Genomic DNA, 26,053 nt, shown 5'->3' with positions numbered 1-26,053 from the left:
GCATGGCCCGACACTACTCAACCCGAAGCTTCTTCCGGCAGGTCCCGAACGCCCTGCTGGCGCGGTATTTCGCGGAACGGGGCCTGTTCGGCGATCTGGACTTTTCCGCGCTGAAGGAGACCAAGCCGGACGAACTGTTCGAGGCCTGGCTGGCACTGCCGGAGGACCAGCGAAAGCCGATGGACGCCGAGTTTCAGGACATCTTCGAGTTGAGCTGCGAGAAGGGCTTCCGCGCCATCATCGACGAGGCGGAATGGCAGAAGCAGTCCGACCCCGAGGCCCTGAGCGAGTTCATCGAGGCGCTGTCAGCCCTGCCCAACCACTACCACCGCGCCATGGTCACCTACCTGGACCATCCCGAGTGCTGGAAGGGCGCCACGCGCTTCTACCACGCCGACACGCTGCCCTACTGGCGCAAGCGCAAGAACATGGGGCACCGGCCCGCCGCGGTTGACGACGACAGCATCCGGCAACTGGCGACCCAGATACGCAACTACTTCCACCGCACCGAGGGCCGGGGCAACAACTGCATCGTGGAGCCCTTCCGCCGGGGCGAGCTGGACTACTTCTTCGCCTACCCGGAGGACTATTCCCAGCAGAGCATCGAGTGGGTGGATGGCGAGTTCGACCGCCGGCCGCACAACCCGGCCTTCGAGGTGATCTTCGTCTACTCGCAGAAGGAAGGGACGCTGGACCTGAACTTTCGCGGCCCCCGCAAGGCCGTGGAGCCGCTCCAGGGCATGTTCGCTACCACGATTCTGAAGCTGGACGAGCTGCCGCCTGATCCGAAGGATGAGCGGGTCTACAACCTGGACCTGCTCGGCAAGCGGGCATTCGATTTCACCTATGACGTGGGCAGCGGCATCGAGGATGTGGTCGTTCGCAAACTGCGGCTGTCCTCGCGGGCCACAAAGGGCGAGCGCATCACCCTGGAGGCGGACACTTCCCGTAATCCCGATGCCGTCTATGACCTGCTGGACCGGCTCGGCAAGTCCCTGCCGATGCACCTGTACAACGTGACCCAGGTGGAGATCGCAGCGTCCGTCGTCACCGACCCGGACAAGCCGCCCAGGACGGTGCCCATCCGCCTTACCTATCCCAACTCCTGTTCCCTCAAGTACGACGAAGTGGGCATCAAACTGCGCGAGATGCTGGAAGCCTCCGGCATCGAGCCCAAGAAGCCGGCGGAAGCTGAACCGGCCGAGGAAGCCTCTGAGGCATGACGCAGCAGGCCGTGCTTACCGAGCTGCTCGACCGGATCGCGGCGTCACACGGCGAACGGGTACTAGTCGGCGCCGATGAGCTGGCGGACTGGCCGGCCGAAGCGGTTACGGCCTTGCAGTCGGAAGGAGTGATTACCAGGGCGCGGCCCGCGGTCAGCACGATCTGCCCCGGCTGCGAGCGTGAATGCGTCATGCCCGTACATACTCCGACTGGTGCGGGGCATGCTGTGGGAGCCTTCATCGTCTGCGACAAGCGCAGCGACATCAACCGCGTGTCCGTGCCGGTCTCCCGACTGGAACAATGGCAGGCTTCCGGCGAGTCGATTGCCGATTTGCTCGCGCGATTGCTTGGTCTGCACCGCTCGGGGCATGACGACACATCCAGCGGCCGGTGGGAGCTTGGCCTGCTCAAGGGTGCCAAACATTCCAGCCATGTGGTGATGCGGGCCGGAAACTTGCTCACCCTGGAGCTGGCCGGTCATTCCGTTGCGTTGGCGGAGGTGCTCGCGCTGGAGAACGGCGCACTCAGCGTGGACAGGCGCGCCTTGACCCGGCTGGTGGATCAACCTGTCGCGGGCGCTGGCGACGTGGAATCGGCCGCACAACGCAGAGAGCGGCTCAAAAAGCGCGTACAAGCGTTGAGGGCGAAAGGCGTTCGGGCATTCCTGAAGACCGTCGCCGAGGAAGAAGGCATCTCCGTTTCGCGCCTGAAACAGCTCCTGAAAGACGATCCTGCTCCGGCCAAATCCCCGCTGAGCTGGTAGACCCGATCCAGGGGGCTATCCCGCCCGGAGCCAAAAACCCAGCAAGGACGCGGCCTCCCGGCCGCTGCAACGAGACAGCTTGAAGGACAGCCCCCTGGCTCGTCCGCAATGGCGTCATGTTCAACAACACCCAACGAGGTGCCAACATGACGCATACCATCCTTCGACTTCCCGCCGTGAAGGCCCGTACCGGCCTTTCCCGTTCCACGATCTATCTGCGCATCGCGGAAGGCAGCTTTCCCAAGCCCGTATCCCTCGGCGGCCGTGCCGTCGGCTGGATCGAGGCGGAGGTGAACGACTGGCTGAAGCAGCAGATCGAGACCAGCCGCCAGGCTGCGCGGTAAGGGGGGACGGAACGATGACCACAAACAACAAGGGCCGCGCTGGCGGGCACCAGGCGACCCCGAATACTTCTGAGAGTACCTGCAATTCTACCGGCATCGCTTCGCGCGTGAAAGCGGCCGTCGTGACGCTGGCGGTGTGGGGCTGGTTCCCCCTTAGCTGGCGAATCGGATCAACCGCATGGGAGGGCCGCACGATGACTGATGCGCTCCTCCGATTCCGCGACGCGATCCGCTCCACGGGGCTGGAACCGCCGGACGCAATCGAGCCAGGCACGCTGCATCGCTTTCCCGGCGCCGACAAAGGCCCGAGTAACCGGGCCGGCTGGTGCCTGCTGTTCGACGACGGGCAAGGTGGCTGCTTTGGCGACTGGTCCTCGGGGCTCTCGCGCACCTGGTTCTCCAGGCAGGGCTGGCCAGGCTCGCCGCAGGCGCAGGCTGCGCTGTCGCGCCAAATCAAGGCGGCGAGATTGCAAGCCGAACGCTCGCGGCAGGACCGATATGCAGAGGCGGCCAATCGGGCACGCAGGATCTGGGACGCCGCGCCCGCCGCGCCAAGACACCACGGCTATCTGGTCGCCAAAGGCATCGCGCCTCATAACGCCAGGCTTTACCACGGGTGCCTGGTACTGCCGGTGACGAGCTTCGAAGGCTCGATCAGCAGCCTGCAATTCATCGCGCCTGACGGGCGCAAGCGACTGCTCTCCGGGGGCCGGAAGCGCGGCTGCTTCATTGCCGTTGCCGGCGACGAGGAACAGGCCCGGCGCGTCATCATCTGCGAAGGCTGGGCGACGGGCCGCACGCTCGCGGAGGACGACCCGGCCGCCCTGGTGCTGGCCGCCATCGACGCGGGCAATCTGGAACCCGTCGCCGTGGCCGCGCGCCGCCGCTGGCAGTCCGCCGAAATCGTGATCGCCGGTGACGATGACCGGCGCACGCCGGGCAATCCGGGAGCCACCCAGGCAAAGGCCGCCGCCATCGCATCCGATGCGCTGCTGGCGCTGCCGCAGTGGCCGGCGGACGCACCGGAGAGTCTGACCGACTTCAACGATCTGGCCCGGTGGCTGGCGGGAGGTGGGGCATGAGCGCCGACCTGCTGAAATCCGCCGCACCGCCGCCGGAAGACTGGCCGGCACTGGTCCCGCTGAACGCGCCCAACCTGCCCCGCCTCGACCTGGGACACCTGCCTGGCTGGGCCGGGGACTATGCCCGCGCCTTGGCCGCCGATACCGAGACACCGCCGGAGCTGGCCGCCGGAATGATTCTGGTCACCTGTGCCACGGCAGCGGCGCGTCGCCTGCGTGTGATGGTGAAGCCCGGCTACTTCGAGCCCTGCAATCTGTGGGCGGTGGTGGCTTTGCCGCCCGGCAACCGCAAGAGCGCCGTGCAATCCGCCGCCACCGCGCCGCTGGTGGCGTGGGAGCGGGATCAATCCGAGATCATGGAGCCGGAGATCAAGCGCATCACCAGCGAGCGCAAGACCCAGGAAGCCCGGGCCAAGGAGACCCGCAGCAAGGCGGCCAGGGAGAAGGATGCCAACAAGGCCAAGGAACTGGCGGCTGAAGCGGCCGACCTGGAAGCCGATCTGCCGGACATTCCGATGCAGCCGCAGATCTGGACCTCGGACGCGACGCCGGAACGGCTGGGCAGCCTGCTGGCCGAGCACGGCGAGTGCATGGCCTGGCTGTCGTCGGAAGGCGGCGTGTTCGATCTGCTGCAAGGCCGCTATTCCAACGGCATTCCCAATCTGGATCTGGTGCTGAAGGCGCACAGCGGCGACCCGGAGCGCGTGGACCGGGGCTCACGACCAGCCGTTTATCTGCGCAGCCCGCGCCTGAGCATCGGTCTGAGCCCGCAGCCGGATGTGTTGCGGGGACTGGCGGCCAAGCCGGGATTTCGCGGCCGTGGCCTGCTGGGCCGGTTTCTCTACCTGCTGCCACCCTCGCCGCTGGGTTTTCGTGCGCTGCAATCCGATCCGGTGCCGGAGGGCGTGCGCGATGCCTACACGGCCGGCATCATCGCCATGCTGGACTGGGAACCGGCCATGGACGAACAGGGCACGGAACGCCCCCACCTGCTGCGCCTGTCCCAGGAAGCGCAGGTGGAATGGCACGATTTTGCCAAGGCCATCGAGGTGCAGATGCAGCCCGGCCGGGAGCTGGAGCACTTCACCGACTGGGCGGGCAAGGCACCGGGGGCCGCCGCGCGACTGGCCGGCGTGCTGCACGGGATCAGGCACGCCCACGGCAGGCCCTGGGAAGCAGCCATCACGGCGGAAACGATGAACGACGCCCTGGAGATCATGGCCGTCATCACCCGCCACAGCCTGGCCGCGCTGGACATGATGGGGGCCGATCCCACCATCGCCGCCGCCCGGCTGGTCTGGGACTGGATCGAGCGCGGGCGGCTGGCGCGGTTCACCGTGCGCGAAGCCTTCAACGCCCTGCGCGGCACCTTCCCCCGCGTCTCGAAACTGCGCGACGCCCTGGATGCGCTGGAAGAGCGCGGCTACGTGGAAGTGATCGAACCGCCGCGAGACGGCCCCGGCCGGCCGCCGTCACCCACGGTAAGGGTGCGGCCAGAGATCGCGAGGGCCTGGCAATGAGCTGGCGGGAAACGCTGGGTGTCGCTGAAGCGGCCGGCAAGCCCCATGCGCACAATCCGCACAATGCGCAGAACACCGCCATGCCGAGCAATTCTGCGGATAGTGCGGATTCTGCGTTAGCGGTTGCCGAGGAAACGGCTTCCAGGCTGCTGGAAGCACTGTCTGATGCCTGTCGCGACCTGCCCATCGCACCGGCGGCAGTGCGGGACGCATTGGCACCGGAAGACATCGAGGACTGGCTCAAGGGCGAGATCACCAACGACACCCTGGCCGCCTTTGTCCGGTCACTGGTGCAGCGCCGGGAGATGGACGAGGGGAAGCGCCCCGCCCACTACACCGAACGGGCCACCTGCAAGCACTGCGGGCCGATCTGGCTGTGGTTCCCCGGCGAAGTGCTGGGCTGCCCCCTGGTGCTGGAATCGGGTAGCCAACCGGCCGATACCGCGCCCGCATGCCGTCCGCTGCCACGACTGCACCCACTTCCGGCGCACGGACCATCCGCATCTGGGCCATTGCGCCAAGGGCGAGCCAGAAGCCATCGCGGGGCTGTGGGACACCGACCGCCGTTATTGCCAGCGGTATCTGCCGCACACCGAACCCGGCGACAACGACGGATCAGCCGACGATGAAGCCCTGACAAAAAGGTGAACTTGCCAAATGATTTCGGATAAATCCGGAGGTGAATATGGGCGGCATGGGTAGCGGACGGCGCTGGCACTTCGGCGCCAGCGACACCACAGACGATTACCGATCCATCGACGTGCGCCGTTGGCGGCGGGACGGTCTGCTCGACCCGCACCAGTCCTTCGGCTGGCAGTGGTCACGGCGTGGCGAGGTGGTTGCCTCGATCCAGGTGCGCACCGAACCCGACCGGGTGATTCTCACCTATCGCCACCGCAGTGGCGGCAGTGACTGGAAGGACGAAAGCTACCCAGTCTATCTGAACTGGACGGAATGCAATCTGGGCGGCCACCGCCCCTGGTTCCTCTGCCCGGCACGCGGCTGCGGCCGGCGGGTCGCCATCCTCTATGGCGGTGCGATCTTCGCCTGCCGGCACTGCTACCGTCTGGCCTACCCCAGCCAGCGGGAAACCGATGACGATCGGGCAGCACGCCGCGCCGACCGAATACGCGAGCGGCTAGGCTGGGAGCCTGGTATCCTCAACGGCAGCGGCCTCAAGCCCAAGGGCATGCACTGGCGGACCTTCGAAAGACTCACCGCCGAGCACGACGCCTTCGTCGAGGAATCACTGGCCGGCATGGCGCGGCGGTTCGGCATCAAGCTGTAGGGACACCCGGCGGACATGGGGGCAACTTTGGGGGCATGCCACCATTTCCGATTTGACTGTTTCTTTTTATGTCAAATGGTTACAAATGCTATTCGGTAGTCGCCGCCTCAGCGGCTTCCGAACAGTTCCCTGAAATCCTCTAACCCCGCTTCTCGCGGGGTTTTTTGTTACCGGAATGCATCCTTCCAGCCAAGCCCACGGCTCGAGTGCCGTAAGCCGCTCGAAGCGGCGAGGACGGAACCTCGGCGCGGTCTTTTAAGCCCCTGGAGGGGGGTGCAGCGCTCACACTGGACTCATCTGATCGATGCGACGACCTTTCGCTTTCTGATGACGGACATAGCGTCTCATCACGCCACAGCGTCGAGACCCGGTGGACTTCGTGCGCCCCTACACGCAGTTCTCGTGAACGTGTTGCGCTGCCGCACACGGCCGGAAGTCGTCATGAGATGTTCGGAATTGTCGAACTCCTTCTACCACTCCCGCTCGGCATCCACAACGCCGGCCGCTACGGGTTACGCCGACCCATGACTTCGAGGTGGTCCGGTATCCTGCGCGTACGACCCGGCTATCGGACGCGCGCGTCACTATGGCGGCGCGCGCCCCGGTTAGTAGTCTTGGGGTCTAGTCCGGAAAACGGAGGGAAATGCGACGATGAATCACGGCGACCATGTAACGCACCTGGCCACACCAGTAAATGCGCCGGTCGAGGCCGGGACGACGGCATGACGGACGATCGTCGACGGCACAGCCCGGCGGCGGCACGGAACCGCGAGCCGATCCTGGCGGTGCTCCGCGAGGTAATCCCGGAACGCGCTCGCGTGCTCGAGGTGGCCAGTGGCACCGGCGAGCACGCGGCGTTCTTCACCGCCGCCATGCCCGGCTGGGAATGGCAGCCCAGCGAGGCGCAGGCGCCGGCGTTGGCCTCCATCGAGCACTGGCGCCGCCACGGTGGTGATGGCCTCCTCGCGCCGCTCACGCTGGACGTCACCGCCACGTGGCCGGTTACCGGCCCGCTGGACGCGATCGTCGCCATCAACCTGATCCATATCGCGCCCTGGGAGGTCACGGAGGCGCTGATGGCTGGGGCCGGCCGGCTCCTCACCGACGACGGCGTGCTCGTGCTCTACGGCCCCTACCGGGAGAACGGGGCGCATACGGCGGCGAGCAACGCCGCCTTCGACGCCGACCTGCGCGCCCGTGATCCACGCTGGGGGGTCCGTGATCTGGAGACGGTGGCGGAGAGCGCGGCGGCGCACGGCCTGACCCTCGAGCAGCGCCACGCGATGCCCGCAAACAATCTCACCGTCGTATTCCGTCGATCCGGCAGCGGCGGGCCGACCCGGGGATAGCTCACCAGCGGGCGCACCAGTGACGGCGATCGCGACTCGCCGTCATTCCTGGTAACGGTACGCACGCCTCGAAAGTAAGACCGTGGCGGGTCAGCCGGGCGGCGTGGACGGGGTCCGGTCCGGTACCGATACGCGGGCGCGGTGCACTACGTTCCACGCAAGCCACGGAGCAATGCGCACCGAAGCGGCGGCCCCGGCGGATATCAACATACCCGCCGGAGATCTCCCCGGAGCGGCCGCGCCGAAAGGCACGGCCGTGACACTCCGGCGAGGTCACTCGAACCACAGCACCTCTCCGTGGCCGTCGAAGGCGAGGTACGGCGACAGGTCGCCACCGGCGTGCACCGTGCGCACCATCACCTTGAGCTGCTCATCGGTCTCCGCATCGCTCGGCGGACGGCCGTCACGCCCGGCGAGTGCGGCCGCGAGCAGGATCTGCCAACTCTCACCCTGGGCCCGGGACTCCTCGACCAGCGCGTCGAAGCTCTCGACTTCCTCCGCACGCCTGTCCACGTACATCACCGGCAACAGCGCACCGCCTTGGCCGGCCCGGTAGCGCGCCGCCTGCCCCTCATCGTGGTCCTCGGGCAGCTCGATGCGCAGACACACGAACAGCAACCGCTGCGGCTCGGGCTGGGCATGGGCCGCCTGAAGGAACGAGGCAAAGTCGGTAATGGCGTTCATCAGCCCCTCCCCGCATCGTCGCTCACGCCCTGCGCCAGGCCGGCCCAGTCCCAGTCCTCGCGACCATGGGCGATCCCGGCGATCAGGCGCTGCCGGCACAGGTCCGCCAGCGGCATGGGCACCCGGGCCTGTGCCGCGGCCTCGCCGGCAAGGGTGAGGTCCTTGAGGCCCAGCGGCATGGGAAAGCCCGCGGGCTGGTATGTCCGGGCGGCGATACGCGCGCCGTAGCCCTGGTGGACCGGGCTCGCGAACAGCGTGCTCGACAGCAGCTCGTGGACGCTGTTGCGGTCGATGCCATGACCCTCGCACAGGGTATAGGCCTCACCCATGGCCTCGCTGGCCGCGGCGATCATGAAGTTGCCCGCGAGCTTGACGATATTGGCCGCCCCGAACTCTTCGCCGAAGTCCCACACCCCGACGCCCATGGCATCCAGAAACGGCCGGGCGCGGGCCTTGGCGTCGTCGTCGCCGGAGACGCAGATATTGAGCTTCGCCGCCTCGGCCATGTCCGGGCGTCCAAACACCGGCGCCACCAGGACCTGCTCACCGTGCTCCGCATGCCGGCGGGCGAGCTCATGGCTGGTCTCCGCCGCCACCGTGCTCATCATCACGTGGAGGCCGCCTTCCCCCAGCCGCCCGACGATGCCGTCCTCACCCAGGGTCACGGCGCGCACCGCGGCGTCGTCGGCGAGCATGGTGATGACCACGCCTCCCGCCGCCACGCCGGCGGGGGTGTCCGCCACCGCGGCACCAGCGTCCGCGAGGGGGCGTGCCTTGGCGGCGGTGCGGTTATGCACCGTCACGTCGAAGCCTGCCCTGACCAGATTGGTTGCCATCGGCGCACCCATGGCACCGAGCCCGATGAAACCTACAGACGTCTGCGCCGTCATGGTGTTGCCCTCCCGGCTTGCGGTTTTAACCAATAAGTGGGCTCATTGTCCACGCCACCCCAGGACTGCGGCAAATGACCGTACCGCAGTACACGGGGCGGGCCAGTGCGGCGACGCCGAAGCCGGGGCGGCGGCGCCAACGGCACCGGCACCGGATACCATCCATGGCGGAGGACGCGGTAGGCTCGGGGCCGGCCCGGCCGCCGGGCCGCGGTAGTCTCCCGCAAGCGCTGCCCGGGAGCGACCGCCGGATCTCGACATCTACCGTCGGCGGGCAGGAGTGGACCGGGTCCCGGCAGCCGCCGCGGAAAGCGGCGCCGGGACAGGTGGTGGCCTTGTCAGCCGGTACGGAACCGGCCCATAAGGCCCTCGAGCTCGCTGGCGAGGCGGGCAAGCTCGTCGCTCGCGGTGGACACCTGGCTCGCGCCGGTGGCCGTGCGGCCGGAGATCTCGCTGATCTCGGTGATATTGCGGTTGATCTCCTCGACCGTGCTGCTCTGCTCCTCAGCGGCAGAGGCGATCTGCGAGGTCATGTCACTGATGCTCTGGATGCCGGCGGTCACGGTCTCGAGCTGTTCGCCGCAACCGCGCACCATGGTCACGGTCTCGCTGCTGTGCTGGCGCCCGGTCTCCATAAGCTGGGAGGACTCCCGCGCCCCGGTCTGCACCCGTTCGATGATGTCGCGGATCTCGTTGGTGGAGTCTTGGGTGCGGGTGGCGAGCGTGCGCACCTCCTCGGCGACCACCGCAAAACCGCGACCGTGTTCGCCGGCGCGGGCGGCCTCGATGGCGGCGTTGAGCGCGAGCAGATTGGTCTGCTCGGCCACGGCGTTGATGACGTCCAGCACCGTACCGATCTGCTCGGCGTCCGCCGTGAGCCGGGAGACCCCCTCGCCGGTGCGATCGAGCTGGCGGGCGAGCTCCTCGACGGTGGTCACCGTGCGCTCCATGGTAGCGGCCATGTCGTTGGCCTCGCGGGTCGCCTCGCTGGCGGACTCCGCGGCCTCGCCGACATTGCGTGCCACCTCCTGGACCGTCGCGGTCATCTCGTTGGTGGCGGTGCCGACCTGGTCAGTCGCGTCGTGCTGCGCATCGACATTGCTCTGGGTCTCGCGGCTGGTCGAAGCCAGCTCCTCGGCGGCGGAGGAGAGCTGATTGGTGGTGTCCGCCGCCCGGCTGACCATGTCGTTGAGCATGGCCAGAAAGTCATCGATGCGGTCCGCCAGCCTGCCAATCTCGTCCCGGGTCGGGTTCGCCAGGCGGATAGTGAGGTCGCCCTCGCCGCTGGCGAGTTCCGCGACGCGCGCGGACATCGCCTGCAGCGGCTTGATCACGCTCCGCGGCAGGACGATAAGGATGGCAACACAGACCGCCAGCCCGATGACCAGCGCGGTAATCAGCGTAACCCGGCTGCTCACCACGTCCTCCTCCACCGAGGCGGACAGCGCGGCGGCCATGTCGTTGACCCGCCCGGTCATCTGGTCGAGCCGGCCACGGGCGATATCAAACTGCTCGGCGCCGTCCCCGTTGGCGAGCTGGAACGCTGCCTCGGTGCGGCCGTCGTCCACGAGGCTGCGGACACGACGGTTGATCTCCGCCCAGCGGTCGATCTCCCGGTCGAACTGCGCGGCGAGCTTCGTCGCCCGGGGGTCACCGAGCAGCTCCGCGGCCTTGGCCACGCGCTCGCGGGCCTTGGACAGGTTCTCCGCCTGCACCGCACGCTGCTCCTTGCGCTCCTCGGCACTGCCGGCCTGTACCGCCCGACCCTGGGCGATCAGCGATTGATGGAGGTCCCGGTCGGCCTCCAGGACCCGGGACCCCCCGGGCATCAGCGCCCCGGAATAGGTCCGCGCGTCGTAGGCCAAATTGCCGAGCAGCATCATCGAGAGACCGGCCACGACCACGAGTATGAGGGTGAGCACGGCCACAGGGACGCCGAGCTTCCAGCGAAAAGACAGGTCACGCAGCCAACGCATCGACACATTCCTCTAGACGAAGGTTCATGGTTGATAAGGGCCTTGGCGTCCCTGTCACCGACTCCTGTCCGGGTCTTCCCCGTCCCCGATAGGGTTATCGGCAACGGCGCACCATACGTTAGAGCGGATTCCAGCCGTCCACACGCTGATGGCGCCCCGGCGGCGAACGACCGCGGTGACAGGCGACGGCGGGGGTGATAAATTCCGTGCCCCTGCGCCGGCGGCCCCCGCCGCACGCCGGCACCCGATATCGCGGCATCGTCGCGCGGGCGTGTACCCGGCGAAGCGACCCGGCCCATGGTCTCCGGGACCCGAAGATTGCCTGGCGGCGCGAGCGACCGCCGCTCAGGGCGGTAACGGTCAGCGGAGGCGACGGGCTAAAGAACGAGCGGGCGCGGCCGTTACGGAACGTAATACCTGGTGCCGATATCGCCGCGCAGCGGTGCCACAGCTTGCTGCCCTCACGTGCCGGGCTCGATTCATTACGGGCAAACAAACACCGACGGGGACGTTCGGATGTCGCTTTTTCGCAATCTCACGATCCAGGCCCGAATCCTGCTGGTCTGCCTCATGCCCCTTGCGGTGATCACGGCAGCTATCGTCACTGCGAGTGCGAACAACCTCCAGGAACAGGGCGCCCGGGACGTCTCGGAACTGCGCGACTCGCTGATTGCGGCCCGCAAGGAATCCCTCAGGAACCTCGTGGATACTGCGGTCACGGCGATCCGCCCGATCTACGACAACGCCGGGCCGAACGACAAGGCCGCCAAGGAGCGGGTCAAGGCGATCCTGCGGAGCATCGATTACGGCAAGAACGGCTACATCTACGTCTATGACTACGAGGGCACCAACCTGGTGACCCGGCCCAAGCCGGAGCTGAAAGGCCAAAACCTCTGGGATCTCCAGATGGACAATGGCGACTACCTGATCCGCGAGCTCATCGCCGACGCCAAGGAGGGCGGCGGGTTCTACCGCTACCGCTGGGATAATCCGGCCACGGGCAAGGCAGAGCCCAAGCTCTCCTACACCACAGGCCTGGACAAGTGGAACTGGATGATCGGCACGGGCGTGTACATCAACGACATCGAGGCCAACGTCGGCGCCGCACGGCAGGCGGTGAACGCCAACGTCCGCCGCGAGGTCCTGGCAACCGCGCTCTCCGGCATCGCCGCCTTCGCGGTTATCGCCGTCATCGCCGTGTTCCTGACCCGCCGCATCATCGGCCCCATCCGCGAGACCGCCGGGGCCATGCGCGACATCGCCGAGGGCGAGGGTGACCTCACCCGGCGCCTGCCCGTCGCCCGCGAGGACGAGATCGGCGAGCTCGCCCGCCAGTTCAACGCCTTCGTGGCCAAGGTCCAGGAGACCCTCCGTGACGTGCGCGGCACCACCGACCAGCTCGCCTCCGCCGCGGAAGAGCTCAGCCAGGTCGCCGACCAGACCCGAAGCAACGTCGACAGCCAGCGCCAAGAGACCGATCACATCGCCTCGGCCATCAACGAGATGACCGCCACGGTACAGGAGATCTCGCGCAACGCCGGCACCGTCCAGGAGTCCGCCCGCGACGCCGACGAGCGTGCCCGCGAGGGCGACGGCGTGGTCCGGGAGAATCACACGGCCATGGAGACCCTCGCCGAGGACATCGGCTCCACCAGCACCGCGGTCAGCCAGCTCGCCGAGCGCAGCCGCGAGATCGAGACCGTGCTCGACGTCATTCACGACGTCACCGAACAGACCAACCTTCTCGCCCTCAACGCCGCCATCGAGGCCGCGCGGGCCGGCGAACAGGGCCGCGGCTTCGCCGTGGTCGCCGAGGAGGTCCGCGCCCTGGCGAAGCGCTCCAGCGAATCCGCCGACCGCATCCGCACCATCATCGAGGGACTGGTCGCCGACACGCGCACCGCCGTGTCCACCATGGAGCGTTCACAGGAGCGCTCGCACAGCAGCCTCGAGCGCTCCCACCAAGCCCGCGAGGCGCTGCAGGGCATCGCTACCGCGGTCTCGGAGATCCACGAGCAGATCACCCAGATCGCCACCGCCGCCGAGGAGCAGGGACAGGTCGCCGAGGAGCTCAACCGTAACGTCTCCGGCATCGTCGAGGCCGCCGGCCAGAGCTCCGAGGGCGTACAGCAGACCAGCCAGGCCAGCGGCGAGCTCAGCCGCATGGGCGAGCAGCTCCGCGAGGCCGTCTCCCGTTTCCGCGTCTGAGACCCCGCGCCACCGGGCCGCGCTGACCGGCGGCCCGGTGCTACCACACCCCCATCCCGCCACGTTATTGTATGTTATTTCCGACGCCGTAAACGGGCATACGCACGCGCCCACCCGCGAGGATCGGCGCGGCGCCCGGGCCCCGGAACGCGAGCGCCGAATGCGTCTCACAGCACCGGCGTGCCACCCACCGACACCCGGAATATCGCCGCCGTGACCAGCTTTCTCAGCTCCGGACTGCTCTACGCCTTCCTGCCCACCTTCTTTCTGGTGTCCATCACGCCGGGGATGTGTATGACACTGGCACTGTCGCTCGGCATCACCGTCGGCGTGCGCCGTGCGCTGTGGATGATGGCCGGCGAGCTCGCGGGGGTGGCGGTGGTCGCGGTCGCCGCCGTCGTGGGCGTGGCGACCGTGATGCTGCGCTATCCCATGGCGTTCGCCGTGCTGCGCTACGCCGGCGGCGCCTACCTGCTGTGGCTCGGCATCCAGCTGTGGCGCTCCCGCGGGCGGCTTGCCCTGGACCTGGAAGCAAGCCCGGGGCCGGGCACCGGCCGGCGCGGCCTCGCGGCCCAGGGATTCGTGACCGCGGTGGCCAACCCCAAGGGATGGGCATTCTTCATTGCACTGCTGCCGCCTTTCATCGACACGGCCCTGCCGCTCACACCCCAGCTCGCGGCCCTGGTCGGGATGATCCTTACCATCGAGCTCTCGGCACTGCTGATCTACGCCACCGGCGGGCGGGCGCTCGGACGGCTACTGGCCCGCCGCGGCGGTGTTACCCTACTCAACCGCATCGCGGGCACATTGATGATCGGCGTCGGCATCTGGCTCGCCCTGGAGTAGTTTCACGGCGGTCGCCGAGGCGGGCGGGCACCGGTATCATCGCCTTATCGACGACAGCAGGACGGCGGGCCGATGAGCAACGATCAGACCACCGGCGGCGACGGACACGCCACACGCACACCGCGACCCCAGGTCGCCCTGGTGCTTCAGGGCGGCGGCGCCCTCGGTGCCTTCCAGGGCGGCGTCTACGAGGGCCTGGCGGAGGCCGAACACCGCCCGGACTGGGTCGTCGGCACCTCCATCGGTGCGATCCAGGCGGCGATCATCGCCGGCAACCCACCGGAACGGCGCCTGGAACGCCTGCAGGCGTTCTGGGAGCGCATCACCCGCTCCGACTGGGCACCGGCACCCGCGTGGGATTCGCCCTGGCGCGCGGGCTACAACCGCCTCAGCGCCGCCACCACCGCGGCCTCGGGCCAGCCCGGGTTCTTCCATCCCCGCCCGCCACTGGCGCCGGCACGCCTGATCCCGGACAGCGACGCCGCGCGCAGCCTCTACAGCGTCGAGGCGCTGCACGAGACGATCGCCGCGCTCGTGGACTTCGAGCGGATCAACGCCGGGCCTATGCGCCTCAGCCTAGGGGCGGTGAACCTGCACACCGGCCGCACCGTCTACTTCGATTCCGCCCAGCGGCGCATCGGCCCCGAGCACGTGCTCGCCAGCACCGCCCTCCCACCGGCCTTCCCGCCGGTGACGGTGGACGGCGAGCTCTACTGGGACGGCGGGATCGTCTCCAACACGCCGCTGGAAGCGGTCCTGGACGACAACCCCCGCCGGGACACGGTGTGCTTCATGGTCGACCTCTTTGACGCCCGCGGCGAGGCACCGCGGAACCTGGACGAAGTGCTCGAGCGCCACAAGGACATCACCTACGCCAGCCGCTCCGCCCGCCACATCGAGTACTACCGCACCAGTCACCGACTGCGACGGATCATCAACGAGTTCTATCGGCGCCTGCCGGCCGCGGAGCGTGACGACCCGCGGGTCCGCGAACTCGCCGCCTGGGGGTGCACCACGAGTATGTGCATCGTCCACATGATCTACCGCAGCGGCCCCTCGGAGACATACAGCAAGGACTACGAATTCTCCCGTGCGTCCGTGCGCGACCACTGGGCCGCCGGCCTGCGCGACGCCCGCCAGGCCCTGGCGGAACGGCGCTGGCTGGCCCACGACCCGGACGACCCGAGCGTCGATGTCGAGGAAGTGGTCTCGGATGCCTACCGCAGCTACCACCGCCAGGATTGACCGCTGCCCACATGCGGGCTGGCAAGGCCGGTCCTAACGGCCGGTAAACACGCCGCCCGCCTCACCATGAATCCACGCCGCGAAGGCGCTGACCTTGGGACGCTCCAGCTCACCCGGGGCGCACACGAGGTAATAGGCGTGGGTACTGGCGAGGGTGACGGAGAACGGGGCGATCAGCCGGCCGGCGGCAAGATCATCGGCGACCAGCACCCGCTGGCCGAGGGCGACGCCCTGCCCGGCCACGGCGGCGGCGGTCAGCAGGCCGGCGTCGCTGAACCGGGGCCCCCGCTCGGCCACCGCCGCCAGCTCCGGGACGCCGGCGGCGGCGAACCACCGCGGCCAGTCGTCCGCCATCAGGTGGAGGACGGTGTGGTGGCGCAGATCGGCCGGCTCCCGCAACGGCGACGCCCCCTCCAGCAGGGCCGGGCTGCACACGGGGAAGAGCTCGGTCTCCATCAGCGGATGGACCTCGAGCCCCGGCCAGCGGCCGGGGCCGTAGCGCACGGCCACGTCCACGTCCTCCACCGCCGGGTCCGCCAGCGCGTTAGAGGTGGACAGGCGGACATCGATCTCCGGGTGCCGGACCTGAAATCCGGCAAGCCTCGGCACCAGCCACTTGGCCGCGAACGAGGGCGTCGTGGAGACGGTGACGATCCCCGTTCGCTCGGCCTGCACCACACGCTCCGTGGCGGCCTCGATCCGCTCCAGCGCCGGCGTCAGCGCCTCAAGATAGGCCCGTCCGGCCGCGGTCAGCACCACCCCGCGACCGTGACGCCGGAACAGCCGCGCCCCCAGCCGCTCCTCGAGCCGGCGCACGTGCTGGCCCACCGCGGCGGCGGTGATGCTGAGCTCCTCCGCCGCGCGGGCGAAGCCGCGGTGCCGGCCCGCGGCCTCGAAGGCACGGACGGCGTTGAGGGGCGGCAGGGATCGGGCCATGGGCACCACTCTAAAGTTCCACTTTACGGACTGTAGAAAGTATTGCTTGCACCATCCGCCGTCCATGCGGAACCTGTCTGCGAAGTCACCGGCATGAGCATACCGGGATGGGGACATATCAGAAAAACAAAAACTTCATTGCCGGGAGGAGGACACGCGGCAAGGTGGACGGCGATAACCCCCGCCCGGCGTGGACACCCGATTGCACAGACACCAGAGGTGAGACCGTGGAACACATCGACATCCCCGGCACGCAGATCACCGCTTCCCGCATCGGCCTCGGCACCTGGGCCATCGGCGGCTGGATGTGGGGCGGCACCGACGAGGAGCGCTCCATCCGCACCATCCTCTCCGCACTGGAGCGGGGCGTGAGCCTTATCGACACCGCACCGGTCTACGGCTTCGGCCGCTCCGAGGAGATCGTCGGCCGCGCCCTCGCCCGCCACGGCCGGCGCGAGGACGTGGTCCTGGCGACCAAGGTGGCACTGGAGTGGAACGACGCCGGCGTGGTGCGCAACGCCTCCCCGGAGCGGATCCAGCAGGAGGTCGAGGACTCTCTGCGCCGCTTCGGCACGGACTATATCGACATCTACCAGGTCCACTGGCCGGACCCGGAGACCCCCATCGAGGAGACGGCGCGGACACTGGAGCGCCTGTACCGCGACGGCAAGATCCGCGCAATCGGGGTCAGCAACTTCTCCCCGGAGCAGGCAGAGACTTTTCGCTCGGTGGCGCCGCTGCATACGGTCCAGCCGCCGTACAACCTCTTCGAGCGCGGCATCGAGTCCGGGCTGCTGCCCTACGTGCGCGAGCGGGGCCTGGTCACGCTGACCTACGGTGCCCTCTGCCGTGGCCTGCTCTCGGGACGGATGCGCGCGGACACGCAGTTCGAGGGCGACGACCTGCGCAACAACGACCCCAAGTTCCAGGCCCCGCGCTACCGCCAGTACCTGGACGCGGTGGACGCGCTGAATGCCTTCGCCGCGGAGCGCTTCGGCAAGGGCGTGCTGGAACTCGCGCTGCGCTGGCTCCTGGACCGGCCCGGTGTCGGCATCGCCCTGTGGGGGGCCCGGCGGCCGGAGCAGCTCGAGCCAATCTCCGGGGTGATGGACTTCCACCTCACCGAGACGGACTTCGAGCGCATCGACGCCATCCTCGCCGAGCACATCACCGATCCGGTGGGTCCGGAGTTCATGGCGCCGCCCAGCCGCAGCGAGCAGGCCGGCTGACCCGGCCCGTGCCGCGGGGGCGCCGGCGGCCGGCGCCCCCGCGGCGCCTGACTCACGGCACCCGGTCCCGGCCGGGACCGTACAGCCACGAGAGCAGCAGCCCCTCGACGAGCACCACCACCGCCCACAGGGCCAGCTCCAGGGCGAGCAGCGCCACCGGCTCGCGGAACATGTTGAACGGCGCGTGGAACTCGAAATACAGCGCCATCAACACCCACAGGACCACGGCGTACGCGGCCCCACGGGGGATCCGGCCCCGGGGCAGTACCGGCTCGATATAGGCGAACACCAGGCCGTGAAGCACCCCGATACCGGCGGCGATGAGCAGGTACAACGGCCCGTTGGTGAACATCAGCGGTCGCGGCGAGGCCTCGAAAAGCACATCCAGGAGCTTGGCGCTCTGCACCGCCGGATCGAAGAGCACCGGCGCCGCGAGCCCGAAGAAAAGCCCGTTGCTCACCAGGCTCGCGATCACGAAGGCGATCGCCCCGCCGACCGCCGCCCTTGCCCAGGGATTACCCGGCATGCCCGTGACCGTCAGTCCCGAAGATAGCGCGAGACCACCTTCTCCTCGCGCAGCAGCCCTTGCGGACGGAACAGCACGATGCCGGCGAGCAGCAGCGCCACCAGCAGCCAGCGGAAGTAGGCGGCCCGCCGCGGCAGGTCGTCGGAGATCAACGCCAGCAGCGGCTCGATGGCGTCGGCGAGGAAGGCGGTGCCGCTCCAAACGCCCCAGACGATGAATCCCCCGATGATCGCGCCGCGGTTATTGCCGCTGCCGCCGAGCATGAGCATCACCCACACCAGAAAGGTGGCGAACAGGGCGTGGAAGTGGCTGTAATCGATGGTCACCGTGTAGTGCGCGTACAGCGCGCCGGCGATGCCCATGATCACCGCGCCGACCACGAAGGACTGGATGCGCACGTAGGTGATGGGCTTGCCGTTCATCGCCGCGGAGGACTCCTCGTCGCGCACCGCGCGCAGCATCCGCCCCCAGGGCGAGCGGCAGGCCCGCTCGATGACGACGTACACCAGCGCCACGAACACCGCGATGATCACCAGGTAGAACAGCGGGTAATCCCGCGGTGAGAGCACGGACAGGGCCCCGTTCAGCCAGCCGGGGGCCCAGCCGCAGCCGTTCGCCTCCACGAGGCAGTGCATGGGCTGGGGGATGCCGCGCAGCGGCTGCGGGCCATTGGCGAGCCAGCGCTCATTCTGGAAGATCAGCCGGATGATCTCCGCCACGCCGATGGTCGCGATCGCGAGGAAGTCCATGCGCAGCCGCAGCACCGGCACCGCGATCAGGAACGCGACCACCCCGGAGACCACCGCCGCGGCGAGCACGCCGACCAGGAAGGGCATGTTCAGCCCGAACGCCATCTGCGTGTACTGCGCGGCGACCCCGGTAGGGGCCTCGATGGTCACCAGCGCGGAGGTGAACGCACCCACGGCGAAGAATCCGGCGACACCGAAGTTCAGGTGGCCCGTGTAGCCCCACTGGGTGTTGAGCCCCAGCGCCAGAAGCGCGTAGACGCAGCCCATGATCGCGAAGGACACCCCATAGGCGAGCAGCCCCGCCGAGAGTCCGGCCGCGGCCGCGAGGGCCACCACCGCACCGACGACCACCGCCGCCAGCGGCCGCCACGCCCGTGCCGGCAGCACCAGTCCGAAAGCCAGCGCCAGGGGCACGAACAGCAGCATCGCCTTGACCAGGACCAGCGTCTCCATTGCCTCAGCCTCCCTCGCGCCCGAACAGGCCCTGGGGGCGAACGAGCAGCACGATCACCATGAGCACGAAGGCCACCGCCGGCCCGTAGGTGGGATCGAGGAAGGCGGTGGATACCTGGTGGGTCACACCGATCACCAGCGCCCCGACGAGGGCGCCGTAGGGATTGCCGATCCCGCCCATGATCGCCGCGGCGAACATCGGCAGCAGCAGCCAGAAGCCCATCTCCGGGCGGAGCTGGGAGGACAGCCCGTACATCGTGCCGCCGGCGGCGGCGAGGGCGCCGCCGAGCAGCCAGGTCCAGGCGATCACCCGCTCGGTGTTGATGCCCCGTACCTGGGCGAGCTCGGGGTTGTCCGCGGTCGCGCGCATGGCCTTGCCGATGCGTGTGCGCTCCAGCAGCACGTAGAGCCCGGCCATGATCGCCAGCGCCAGCAGCAGGATGAAGACCTGGTCGGCACGCACACGGATGTTGAACGGCAGCTCCAGCGCCGGATTCGCCCGGCCCGGGAAGAAGAAGTGGAAGTCCGGCCCCCAGACGATGTAGATCACGCTGCGCAGGAAGAACGCCATCGCCAGCGAGGCCATGGCGAAAAGCACCAGGTGGGCGTTCTGGCGGCGCAGCCGGCGGTAGACCACACGGTCGACCGCGAGCGCCACCAGCCCCACCAGCGGCATTGACAGCACCAGCGCCACCGGGAACGTCCAGCCGAAGGACAGCGGCCGCAGCGGCGCGCTCTCCGGCAGCCAGGCCATGAACGCGTAGGTGAAGTACGCGCCGAAGGTCACCAGCGCGCCGTGGGAGAAGTTGGGGAACTTGAGCACGCCGTAGACCAGCGTGAGCCCGATGCTGCCGAGACCGATGATGCCGCCCAGCATCACGCCCCAGGCAGCCAGGGACAGGAGCCGCGAGGCACCCACCCCCTGGTGGATCGCCAGCGCCACCAGCACGATGAACAACGCCACCACCGCCACGAGCAGGAAGGCGCGGGTCTGCACCACCGCGCGGATACGCTCGGCGGGGCGCCGCTGCCGTGTAACCGCTGCCGCCTCGTCGCTCATGCTCATCCCCCCAGGTACAGCCGGGCCACGTCCGGATCGTTCAGCAGCTCGGCCCCCGAGCCCTCCACGCGGTTCTGCCCGCCGGCGAGGACGTAGCCGCGCTCCGCCATCTCCAGCGACTTGCGGGCGTTCTGCTCGACCATCAGCACCGCCAGGCCGGTGGCGTTGATGCGGCGGATGTTCTCGAAGATCTCGTCCACCAGCTTGGGCGAGAGCCCCGCCGAGGGTTCGTCGAGGAGCAGCAGCGCCGGCTCGAGCATCAGCGCGCTGCCGATCGCCACCATCTGGCGCTCGCCGCCGGACATCTTGCCCGCCCGCTGGCGGCGGCGTTCGCGCAGCTTCGGGAACAGCTCGTAGACCTGCTCCTTGCGCCCGGCAAGCTCGCGCTCCTCGAGGAGGTAGCCGCCCATCTCCAGGTTCTCCTCGACGGTGAGCTGCACGAACACGTTCGCCACCTGGGGCACGTAGCACATGCCCTCCTTGACGATGTCGTAGGGCGAGCGCCCGGCGATCTCCGTGTCGCGGAACCGGATCGAGCCCTGGCGCGGGTGCACCAGGCCGAAGACCGTCTTCATCAGGGTGGACTTGCCCGCCCCATTGGGGCCGATCAGCGAGACGATCTCGCCCTCGCCCACCTCCAGGTGCACATCGCGCAGGATCTCGGTGTCGCCGTAGCCGGCAGTGACGCCCTCAGCCTTCAGCAACGGCATACTGCCCTCCGAGATAGGCCTCGAGCACGCGCGGGTCCCGGCGCACCACCTCCGGCGGCCCGGTCATCAGCTGGCGGCCCTCGCTCATCACGATCACCGGGTCGCACAGCGACATGATCATGTCCATGTCGTGCTCGATGACCAGGAAGGTGATCCCCCGCTCGGCATTGAGATAGCGGATGTTGTCGGTCAGGCGCTGCATCAGCGTCGGATTCACCCCGGCACCGGGCTCGTCGAGGAGCACCAGGCGCGGGTCGGTCATGAGGATACGGGCGAGCTCCAGCAGCTTCTTCTGTCCGCCGGAGAGGTTCCGCGCGTACTCGTCACGCACGTGGGAGAGCTCGACGAACTCCAGCACCTCCAGGGCCTTGTCGCGGTTGGCCCGCTCCTGGCGCCGCACCGCCCCGGGCCGGAACCAGGCGTTCATCAGGCTCTCGCCCTGCTGTCCGGTGGGCACGAGCATGAGGTTCTCCAGCACCGAGAGGCTCTCGTGCTCCCGCGGGATCTGGAAGGTGCGGCACAGGCCGTGACGGAAGATGCGGTGGGGCGGGAGGTTGGTGATGTCGTGCCCGTCGAAGACCACCCGCCCGGCCTGAGCCATGTAGAAGCCGGTGATCACGTTGAACAGCGTCGTCTTACCCGCGCCGTTGGGCCCGATCAGCCCGGTGATGGTGCCCTCGTGAACGGTGATGTCCGCGCCGTCCAGCGCGCGCAGGCTGTCGAACCCGCGCACCAGCCCCCGGACCTCCAGGAGCACCTGTCCCGCGGGTGTCCCCGCGGCAGCACCCGTTGTCTCGTCGTCACCGGCCGTCGCGCTCATGCCGTCTCCCCGCGCCGTTTCGCGCCAACGTCTTTGAACGTAGCAACACCCGGGCGTGCTGTCGACGCGCCCGGGACGCGGCAGCGGTGCCCGATTGTCGAACGCCGGCCAGCGTCTACACTGAAATCCTGGGCACCACGCCCGCTGTGTGTCGCCTTCCCACGCACCCGGCGTGCGGGTTCCCCACCGGCTTACAGATGCAGGAGGGTAAGCAATGGAACGGAAACGACACTGCAGGGGCCGCACGCTCGGCGCCGTCGCCCTCGCGACCGCGCTGATCGCCGGCACCGCCAGCGCCCAGGACGCCCCGCCCGCGATCAAGGTCGGCCAGCTCGCGCCCTTCACCGGGGCCGGCGCCGAGTTCGGCGAGTTCTACCGCGATGGCGCCGCACTCGGCGTCGAGCACATCAACGCGGCCACCAAGGAGGTCATGGGCGGACCGGTGATCGCCGAGCACCTTAGCGAGGACACCAACACCCTGCCCACGCCGGCGATCGAGGCCGCGCGCAAGCTCGTCGAGGTGGAAGGCGTGCCCGCCATCATCGGCGGCTGGTCCAGCGGCGTGACCGTGGCGGTGGCGACCTCGGTGACCATCCCCGCGGAGGTGCTGCAGATATCCAACGGCTCCACCTCACCGCTGATCACCGTCCTGCCCGAGGACCGGGATGCGGACATGCTCTTCCGCACCACCGCCTCCGACGCGCTGCAGGGCGTGGTCGCCGCCCAGCTCGCCCGCGGCGAGATTTTCGACGACTACTCCTTCGACAGCGCCTCGACGATCTTCGTCAACAACCCCTACGGACAGGGCCTGTCCAACGCCTTCGCCCGGGCGTTCCAGAAACGCGGCGGGACCATCAACGCCCAGGTGCCGCACCCGGAGGAGCCCCAGCCGACGTACACCTCGCAGCTCGCCCAGGCCTTCCAGGGCGACCCGGAGCTGCTGTTCGCGGCGAGTTACCCCGGCCACAGCGCGACCTTCCTGCAGGAGGCGCGGGACATCTTCGACAGCACCAGCTGGCAGTTCGTCGACGGCAACCGCTCGGAGGAGGTCATCAACGCGGTCGGCGCCGAGGACCTGGAGGGGCTGTACGGCACCGCGCCGGGCCAGGACCCGAGCATCCCGGGCTTCAAGAACTTCGCCGACGCGTTCAAGGCGAAATTCGATCGCGACCGCATCCCGCCGTTCACCGAGTCGGCCTATGACGCGGCCATGGTCATCGGGCTGGCCACGGTCAAGGCCGTCGCCGACGGATTCGACAGCGCCGACAAGATCACCGGCACGGTGCTCCGCGACCGCATCCGCGGCGTCGCCAACCCGCCGGGCAAGGAGATCATCGCCGGCGACCCGGAGAGCATCGCCGCCGGCGTGAAGGCGATCATGAACGGCGAGGACGTGGCCTACTCGGGCGCCGCCGGACCGGCGGACTTCGACGACAACGGCGACGTGATCACGCCCATCGCCATCTGGCAGTACACGGATGGCGGTATCGAGACCGTGCAGATCCAGTCGCCGAACGACATCCCGGCGGAATAGGCGCCCGGCGGGTATAATCCACACGCCTTTGCGCCCGGGCGGTCCACCGCCCGGGCGCCCCATTCACACGCACGACCAGCACGGGTACCGGATGACCCGAGGCAATCTGTTCGCGGACGTTCCCCAAACCCTCGCGGAAGAGCGCTTCGATACCCTCGCCGAGGGTACAGGCGAGCGGATCGAGCGCATCGTCTCCACCGGCCAGGCCACACCGGCCGGGGAATGGTACGACCAGGCGTGGGACGAGTGGGTCGTGCTACTGCAGGGCGAGGCCGAGCTGCGCTTCGAGGACGGACCGGAGACCACGACACTCGCCCCGGGGGACTGGCTGCTCATCCCCGCCCATCGGCGCCACCGGGTCGAGCGCACCAGCACGACACCACCGGCGGTCTGGCTCGCCGTGCACCTGGCGGCCGGATGAACACGCGATAAGCGGAAGCGGGCGGAACGGCCGGTGAACGCACGAAACCTGCCACTCCGGCCCCCACCCTTCACGGCAGGGGGTAGTGTCCCGTCAAGTGTGTAAATGGTTCTGAGTCACCGCGGCCTCCGAGTCAGGGACTTCAGGCTGCGTTGTGGATCTGCTTGGGCTCGTCGTTGTCCTCGTCGTGCAGCTCGGCGAGGCTGTGCTTGGCCATGTAGCAGCGCCCGACCTGCCATTCCTCGGACTGCTCCAGCACCACGGCGCCAACCAGGCGCGTGATCGCCGCCTCGTTGGGGAAGATGCCCACTACATCGCTGCGGCGCTTGATCTCCTTGTTCACCCGCTCGAGTGGGTTGGTGGAGGCGATCTTCGACCAGTGCGCCGCCGGGAAGGCGGTGTGGGCGAGCACCTCGTCCTCGGCGGCATCCATCATCGCCGCCACCTTCGGGAAGCGAGAGCGCAGCGACTCCGCCGTCTCGCGCCACTGAGCGCGCGCCTCGGCGCCGTCCTGCCGGGCGAAGGCGGTGCGGATGGCCGCCGCCACCATCGACTGGTGGCGCTTTTGCACGTGGGCGAGCACATCGCGCATGAAGTGCACCCGGCAGCGCTGCCAGCTCGCCCCGAGCACCTGCGCCACCGCCTTCTTCAACCCCGCATGCGCATCGGAGATGACCAGCTGCACGCCCGCCATCCCCCGGCCGATGAGATCGCGCAGGAACTGCTTCCAGAACGCCTCGGTCTCCGCCGGCCCAACCGCCAGGCCCAGCACCTCGCGCCGGCCCTCGGTGTTCACCGCCACTGCCAACACGCACGCCTTGGAGACCACCCGGGCGCCGTCACGCGCCTTCACGTAGGTGGCATCCAGCCACAGATACGGCCAGCGTCCCTCAATCGGCCGAGACAGGAACGCCGAGACACGCTCATCGATGCTCTGGCACAGCCGAGACACCTGGGACGAGGAAATGCCCGTCATCCCCGCCGCGCGCACCAGATCGTCCACCGAGCGCGTGGACACGCCCTGGATGTAGGCCTCCTGCACCACCGCCGTGAGCGCCTGCTCCGCCGCCCGGCGTGGCTCGAGAAAGCCCGGCAGATAGCTCGCGTGGCGCAGCCGCGGGATCGAGAGCTCCATCGACCCCACCCGCGTGTCCCAGCGCCGGCTACGGTAGCCGTTACGGTGATCCGTGCGCTCGGCATTGCGCTCATGGCGCTCCGCCCCGCAGCGGCTGTCCACCTCCGCTTCCATCAGCTCCTGGAGCACCTCGCGCACCAGATCACGCAAAAAATCCGTCTCACCGGCCTTCTCCGCCATCGCCAGCAGTGCCATCCTGTCCTCCGTCATCGCGGGTCTCCTTTTTCCAGGGTTCAAGGTCTCTACAACCCAAATCCTACGGAGGCCCGTGGTGACCCGCCTACCGCCTTTTACACACTCATGGGGACGCTACCCGGCAGGGAATCGGGGAGCGCCCGGGTAGGTCGGCTGCCTCCGGAAGCCGACATCTCCGGCATCGCCAAACCGAACCGCCAGGCAACAGGTTGGCTGCCAGGAGCAACCGACCTTGTGTTTTCGACGGTAAGGGTTTGTAGCCCTTAGTGTCGGTCCCGGGGACGCCTGGGAGAGAGGGGAGCAGGGAGGCTGTAACCGACCTTCGGCCTACAGGACAGAGCCTGCGACGTAGATTCGCCCCCTGCTCCCCATTTTATTTTTGTCGCATACAGCCCGAACGGTATCCAAGGCCTGAGGCGCTCAGAGCCTGCACAGACAAGGTTAGGCCGCGACGAAGCGCTCCCCCTCGCAGGCGCTCCTGTAAACCCTGCTTCGTGCTCAAAGGGAGGAGCCATGGCCGTTACCCTCGGCATCGATGTCGCCAAACACGACTTCCACGCCGCCATCCAGCCCCCCGGGCGTGAGCGTTGGCACGAGCGCCGCTTCCCCAACACCGCCGCGGGCGTGCAGGCCTGTCACCGCTGGCTCGAGTCACTCGGGCTCACCGAGGCGGTGGTGGCCCTGGAGGCCACGGGCATCTACAGCGAGCCGCTCGCCGAGCGCTTCTATGCCCTCGGCTACGGCGTGCACCTGCTCAACCCCGCGCAGGTCATTCACCACGCGCGCTCTGAGCTGCAGCGCGCGAAGACCGATCGGATCGATGCCCGTAGCGTCAGCGAGGTGGCCCAGGCCAAGACGCTCCCCTT

The 26,053-nt window shown here is 68.5% G+C and carries 25 protein-coding genes; 15 read left to right on the top strand and 10 right to left on the bottom strand.

What is annotated here, in order from left to right; genetic code table 11:
• Window positions 1-2 precede the first annotated feature (2 nt).
• From C516_RS0110235 to C516_RS0110205, 8 genes are all read left to right on the top strand, one after another.
• Window positions 3-1,223: a hypothetical protein gene (locus C516_RS0110235; RefSeq protein WP_018718292.1), complete on the top strand. Its 1,221-nt coding sequence runs from the start codon at window positions 3-5 to the stop codon at window positions 1,221-1,223.
• Complete coding sequence (locus C516_RS0110230; protein ID WP_018718291.1) at window positions 1,220-1,987, top strand: hypothetical protein; 768 nt, start codon at window positions 1,220-1,222, stop codon at window positions 1,985-1,987. The genes C516_RS0110235 and C516_RS0110230 overlap by 4 nt, the downstream gene beginning before the upstream one ends.
• A gap of 146 nt (window positions 1,988-2,133) precedes the next feature.
• A complete protein-coding gene (locus C516_RS0110225; protein WP_026321097.1) occupies window positions 2,134-2,331 on the top strand; it encodes a helix-turn-helix transcriptional regulator in 198 nt (65 codons plus the stop codon).
• A 194-nt stretch (window positions 2,332-2,525) separates the two neighbouring features.
• Complete coding sequence (locus C516_RS20830) at window positions 2,526-3,413, top strand: toprim domain-containing protein (protein ID WP_040409459.1); 888 nt, start codon at window positions 2,526-2,528, stop codon at window positions 3,411-3,413.
• Entirely contained in the window at window positions 3,410-4,933 is a 1,524-nt protein-coding gene (locus C516_RS0110215) for a YfjI family protein (RefSeq protein WP_018718288.1), read from the top strand. The genes C516_RS20830 and C516_RS0110215 overlap by 4 nt, the downstream gene beginning before the upstream one ends.
• Window positions 4,930-5,562 (top strand): hypothetical protein, encoded by a 633-nt coding sequence (locus C516_RS21040; protein WP_156831203.1) that lies wholly within the window; start codon window positions 4,930-4,932, stop codon window positions 5,560-5,562. The genes C516_RS0110215 and C516_RS21040 overlap by 4 nt, the downstream gene beginning before the upstream one ends.
• A 56-nt stretch (window positions 5,563-5,618) precedes the next feature.
• Window positions 5,619-6,221, top strand: a complete 603-nt coding sequence (locus tag C516_RS0110210; protein ID WP_018718287.1) for a hypothetical protein — start codon at window positions 5,619-5,621, stop codon at window positions 6,219-6,221.
• 722 nt (window positions 6,222-6,943) lie between these two features.
• A complete protein-coding gene (locus C516_RS0110205; RefSeq protein ID WP_018718286.1) occupies window positions 6,944-7,570 on the top strand; it encodes a DUF938 domain-containing protein in 627 nt (208 codons plus the stop codon).
• A 273-nt stretch (window positions 7,571-7,843) separates the two neighbouring features.
• Here C516_RS0110205 and C516_RS0110200 read toward each other — a convergent pair whose 3' ends face one another.
• The 3 genes from C516_RS0110200 to C516_RS0110190 all read right to left on the bottom strand — a co-directional run bounded on the left by C516_RS0110200 (window position 7,844) and on the right by C516_RS0110190 (window position 11,120).
• The gene (locus C516_RS0110200) at window positions 7,844-8,254 is read right to left on the bottom strand and encodes a hypothetical protein (RefSeq protein WP_018718285.1); all 411 of its coding nucleotides are present in this window, start codon (window positions 8,252-8,254) and stop codon (window positions 7,844-7,846) included.
• Window positions 8,254-9,144, bottom strand: coding sequence for an NAD(P)-dependent oxidoreductase (locus C516_RS0110195; protein ID WP_018718284.1), 891 nt, complete (start codon window positions 9,142-9,144; stop codon window positions 8,254-8,256). Before C516_RS0110195 ends, C516_RS0110200 begins: the two co-directional genes overlap by 1 nt.
• Window positions 9,145-9,482: 338 nt before the next feature.
• A complete protein-coding gene (locus C516_RS0110190; protein ID WP_018718283.1) occupies window positions 9,483-11,120 on the bottom strand; it encodes a methyl-accepting chemotaxis protein in 1,638 nt (545 codons plus the stop codon).
• A 516-nt stretch (window positions 11,121-11,636) separates the two neighbouring features.
• Between C516_RS0110190 and C516_RS0110185 the strand changes: the two genes are divergently transcribed.
• The 3 genes from C516_RS0110185 to C516_RS19270 all read left to right on the top strand — a co-directional run bounded on the left by C516_RS0110185 (window position 11,637) and on the right by C516_RS19270 (window position 15,419).
• Window positions 11,637-13,328 carry a methyl-accepting chemotaxis protein gene (locus C516_RS0110185; protein WP_018718282.1) on the top strand — a complete coding sequence of 564 codons (1,692 nt, stop codon included), beginning with the start codon at window positions 11,637-11,639 and terminating at the stop codon, window positions 13,326-13,328.
• A 213-nt stretch (window positions 13,329-13,541) separates the two neighbouring features.
• Window positions 13,542-14,174 (top strand): LysE family translocator, encoded by a 633-nt coding sequence (locus C516_RS0110180; protein WP_040409467.1) that lies wholly within the window; start codon window positions 13,542-13,544, stop codon window positions 14,172-14,174.
• A 72-nt stretch (window positions 14,175-14,246) separates the two neighbouring features.
• Window positions 14,247-15,419, top strand: a complete 1,173-nt coding sequence (locus tag C516_RS19270; RefSeq protein ID WP_018718280.1) for a patatin-like phospholipase family protein — start codon at window positions 14,247-14,249, stop codon at window positions 15,417-15,419.
• A 33-nt stretch (window positions 15,420-15,452) separates the two neighbouring features.
• Here C516_RS19270 and gcvA read toward each other — a convergent pair whose 3' ends face one another.
• Entirely contained in the window at window positions 15,453-16,355 is a 903-nt protein-coding gene (gcvA, locus tag C516_RS0110170) for a transcriptional regulator GcvA (protein ID WP_018718279.1), read from the bottom strand.
• A 227-nt stretch (window positions 16,356-16,582) separates the two neighbouring features.
• Between gcvA and C516_RS0110165 the strand changes: the two genes are divergently transcribed.
• Window positions 16,583-17,584: an aldo/keto reductase gene (locus C516_RS0110165; protein WP_018718278.1), complete on the top strand. Its 1,002-nt coding sequence runs from the start codon at window positions 16,583-16,585 to the stop codon at window positions 17,582-17,584.
• A 52-nt stretch (window positions 17,585-17,636) separates the two neighbouring features.
• Here C516_RS0110165 and C516_RS0110160 read toward each other — a convergent pair whose 3' ends face one another.
• Genes C516_RS0110160 through C516_RS0110140 form a run of 5 tightly spaced genes read right to left on the bottom strand, consistent with a single transcriptional unit; the run spans window position 17,637 to window position 21,902 of the window.
• The gene (locus C516_RS0110160; RefSeq protein ID WP_018718277.1) at window positions 17,637-18,110 is read right to left on the bottom strand and encodes a hypothetical protein; all 474 of its coding nucleotides are present in this window, start codon (window positions 18,108-18,110) and stop codon (window positions 17,637-17,639) included.
• Between the two features lie 11 nt (window positions 18,111-18,121).
• Window positions 18,122-19,312 carry a branched-chain amino acid ABC transporter permease gene (locus C516_RS0110155; RefSeq protein WP_018718276.1) on the bottom strand — a complete coding sequence of 397 codons (1,191 nt, stop codon included), beginning with the start codon at window positions 19,310-19,312 and terminating at the stop codon, window positions 18,122-18,124.
• A gap of 4 nt (window positions 19,313-19,316) precedes the next feature.
• The gene (locus C516_RS0110150; RefSeq protein ID WP_169509141.1) at window positions 19,317-20,372 is read right to left on the bottom strand and encodes a branched-chain amino acid ABC transporter permease; all 1,056 of its coding nucleotides are present in this window, start codon (window positions 20,370-20,372) and stop codon (window positions 19,317-19,319) included.
• Window positions 20,373-20,374: 2 nt separating this feature from the next.
• On the bottom strand, window positions 20,375-21,082 hold the full coding sequence (locus C516_RS0110145; protein WP_040409458.1) for an ABC transporter ATP-binding protein: 708 nt from the start codon (window positions 21,080-21,082) through the stop codon (window positions 20,375-20,377).
• Window positions 21,063-21,902, bottom strand: coding sequence for an ABC transporter ATP-binding protein (locus C516_RS0110140; RefSeq protein ID WP_018718273.1), 840 nt, complete (start codon window positions 21,900-21,902; stop codon window positions 21,063-21,065). Before C516_RS0110140 ends, C516_RS0110145 begins: the two co-directional genes overlap by 20 nt.
• A 214-nt stretch (window positions 21,903-22,116) precedes the next feature.
• Between C516_RS0110140 and C516_RS0110135 the strand changes: the two genes are divergently transcribed.
• The gene (locus C516_RS0110135; protein WP_018718272.1) at window positions 22,117-23,436 is read left to right on the top strand and encodes an ABC transporter substrate-binding protein; all 1,320 of its coding nucleotides are present in this window, start codon (window positions 22,117-22,119) and stop codon (window positions 23,434-23,436) included.
• 91 nt (window positions 23,437-23,527) lie between these two features.
• Window positions 23,528-23,857 (top strand): cupin domain-containing protein, encoded by a 330-nt coding sequence (locus C516_RS0110130; protein ID WP_018718271.1) that lies wholly within the window; start codon window positions 23,528-23,530, stop codon window positions 23,855-23,857.
• 142 nt (window positions 23,858-23,999) lie between these two features.
• On the opposite strand, the gene C516_RS0110125 is transcribed toward C516_RS0110130, so the two are convergent.
• Complete coding sequence (locus C516_RS0110125; protein ID WP_018718270.1) at window positions 24,000-25,202, bottom strand: IS256 family transposase; 1,203 nt, start codon at window positions 25,200-25,202, stop codon at window positions 24,000-24,002.
• Between the two features lie 498 nt (window positions 25,203-25,700).
• Here C516_RS0110125 and C516_RS0110120 point away from each other — a divergent pair.
• The coding region (locus C516_RS0110120; protein WP_018718269.1) for an IS110 family transposase at window positions 25,701-26,053 on the top strand (353 nt) is incomplete at its 3' end.

It is taken from the genome of Arhodomonas aquaeolei DSM 8974, assembly GCF_000374645.1.
Lineage (GTDB): Bacteria > Pseudomonadota > Gammaproteobacteria > Nitrococcales > Nitrococcaceae > Arhodomonas > Arhodomonas aquaeolei.
This window is presented reverse-complemented; position numbering and strand designations above follow the sequence as displayed.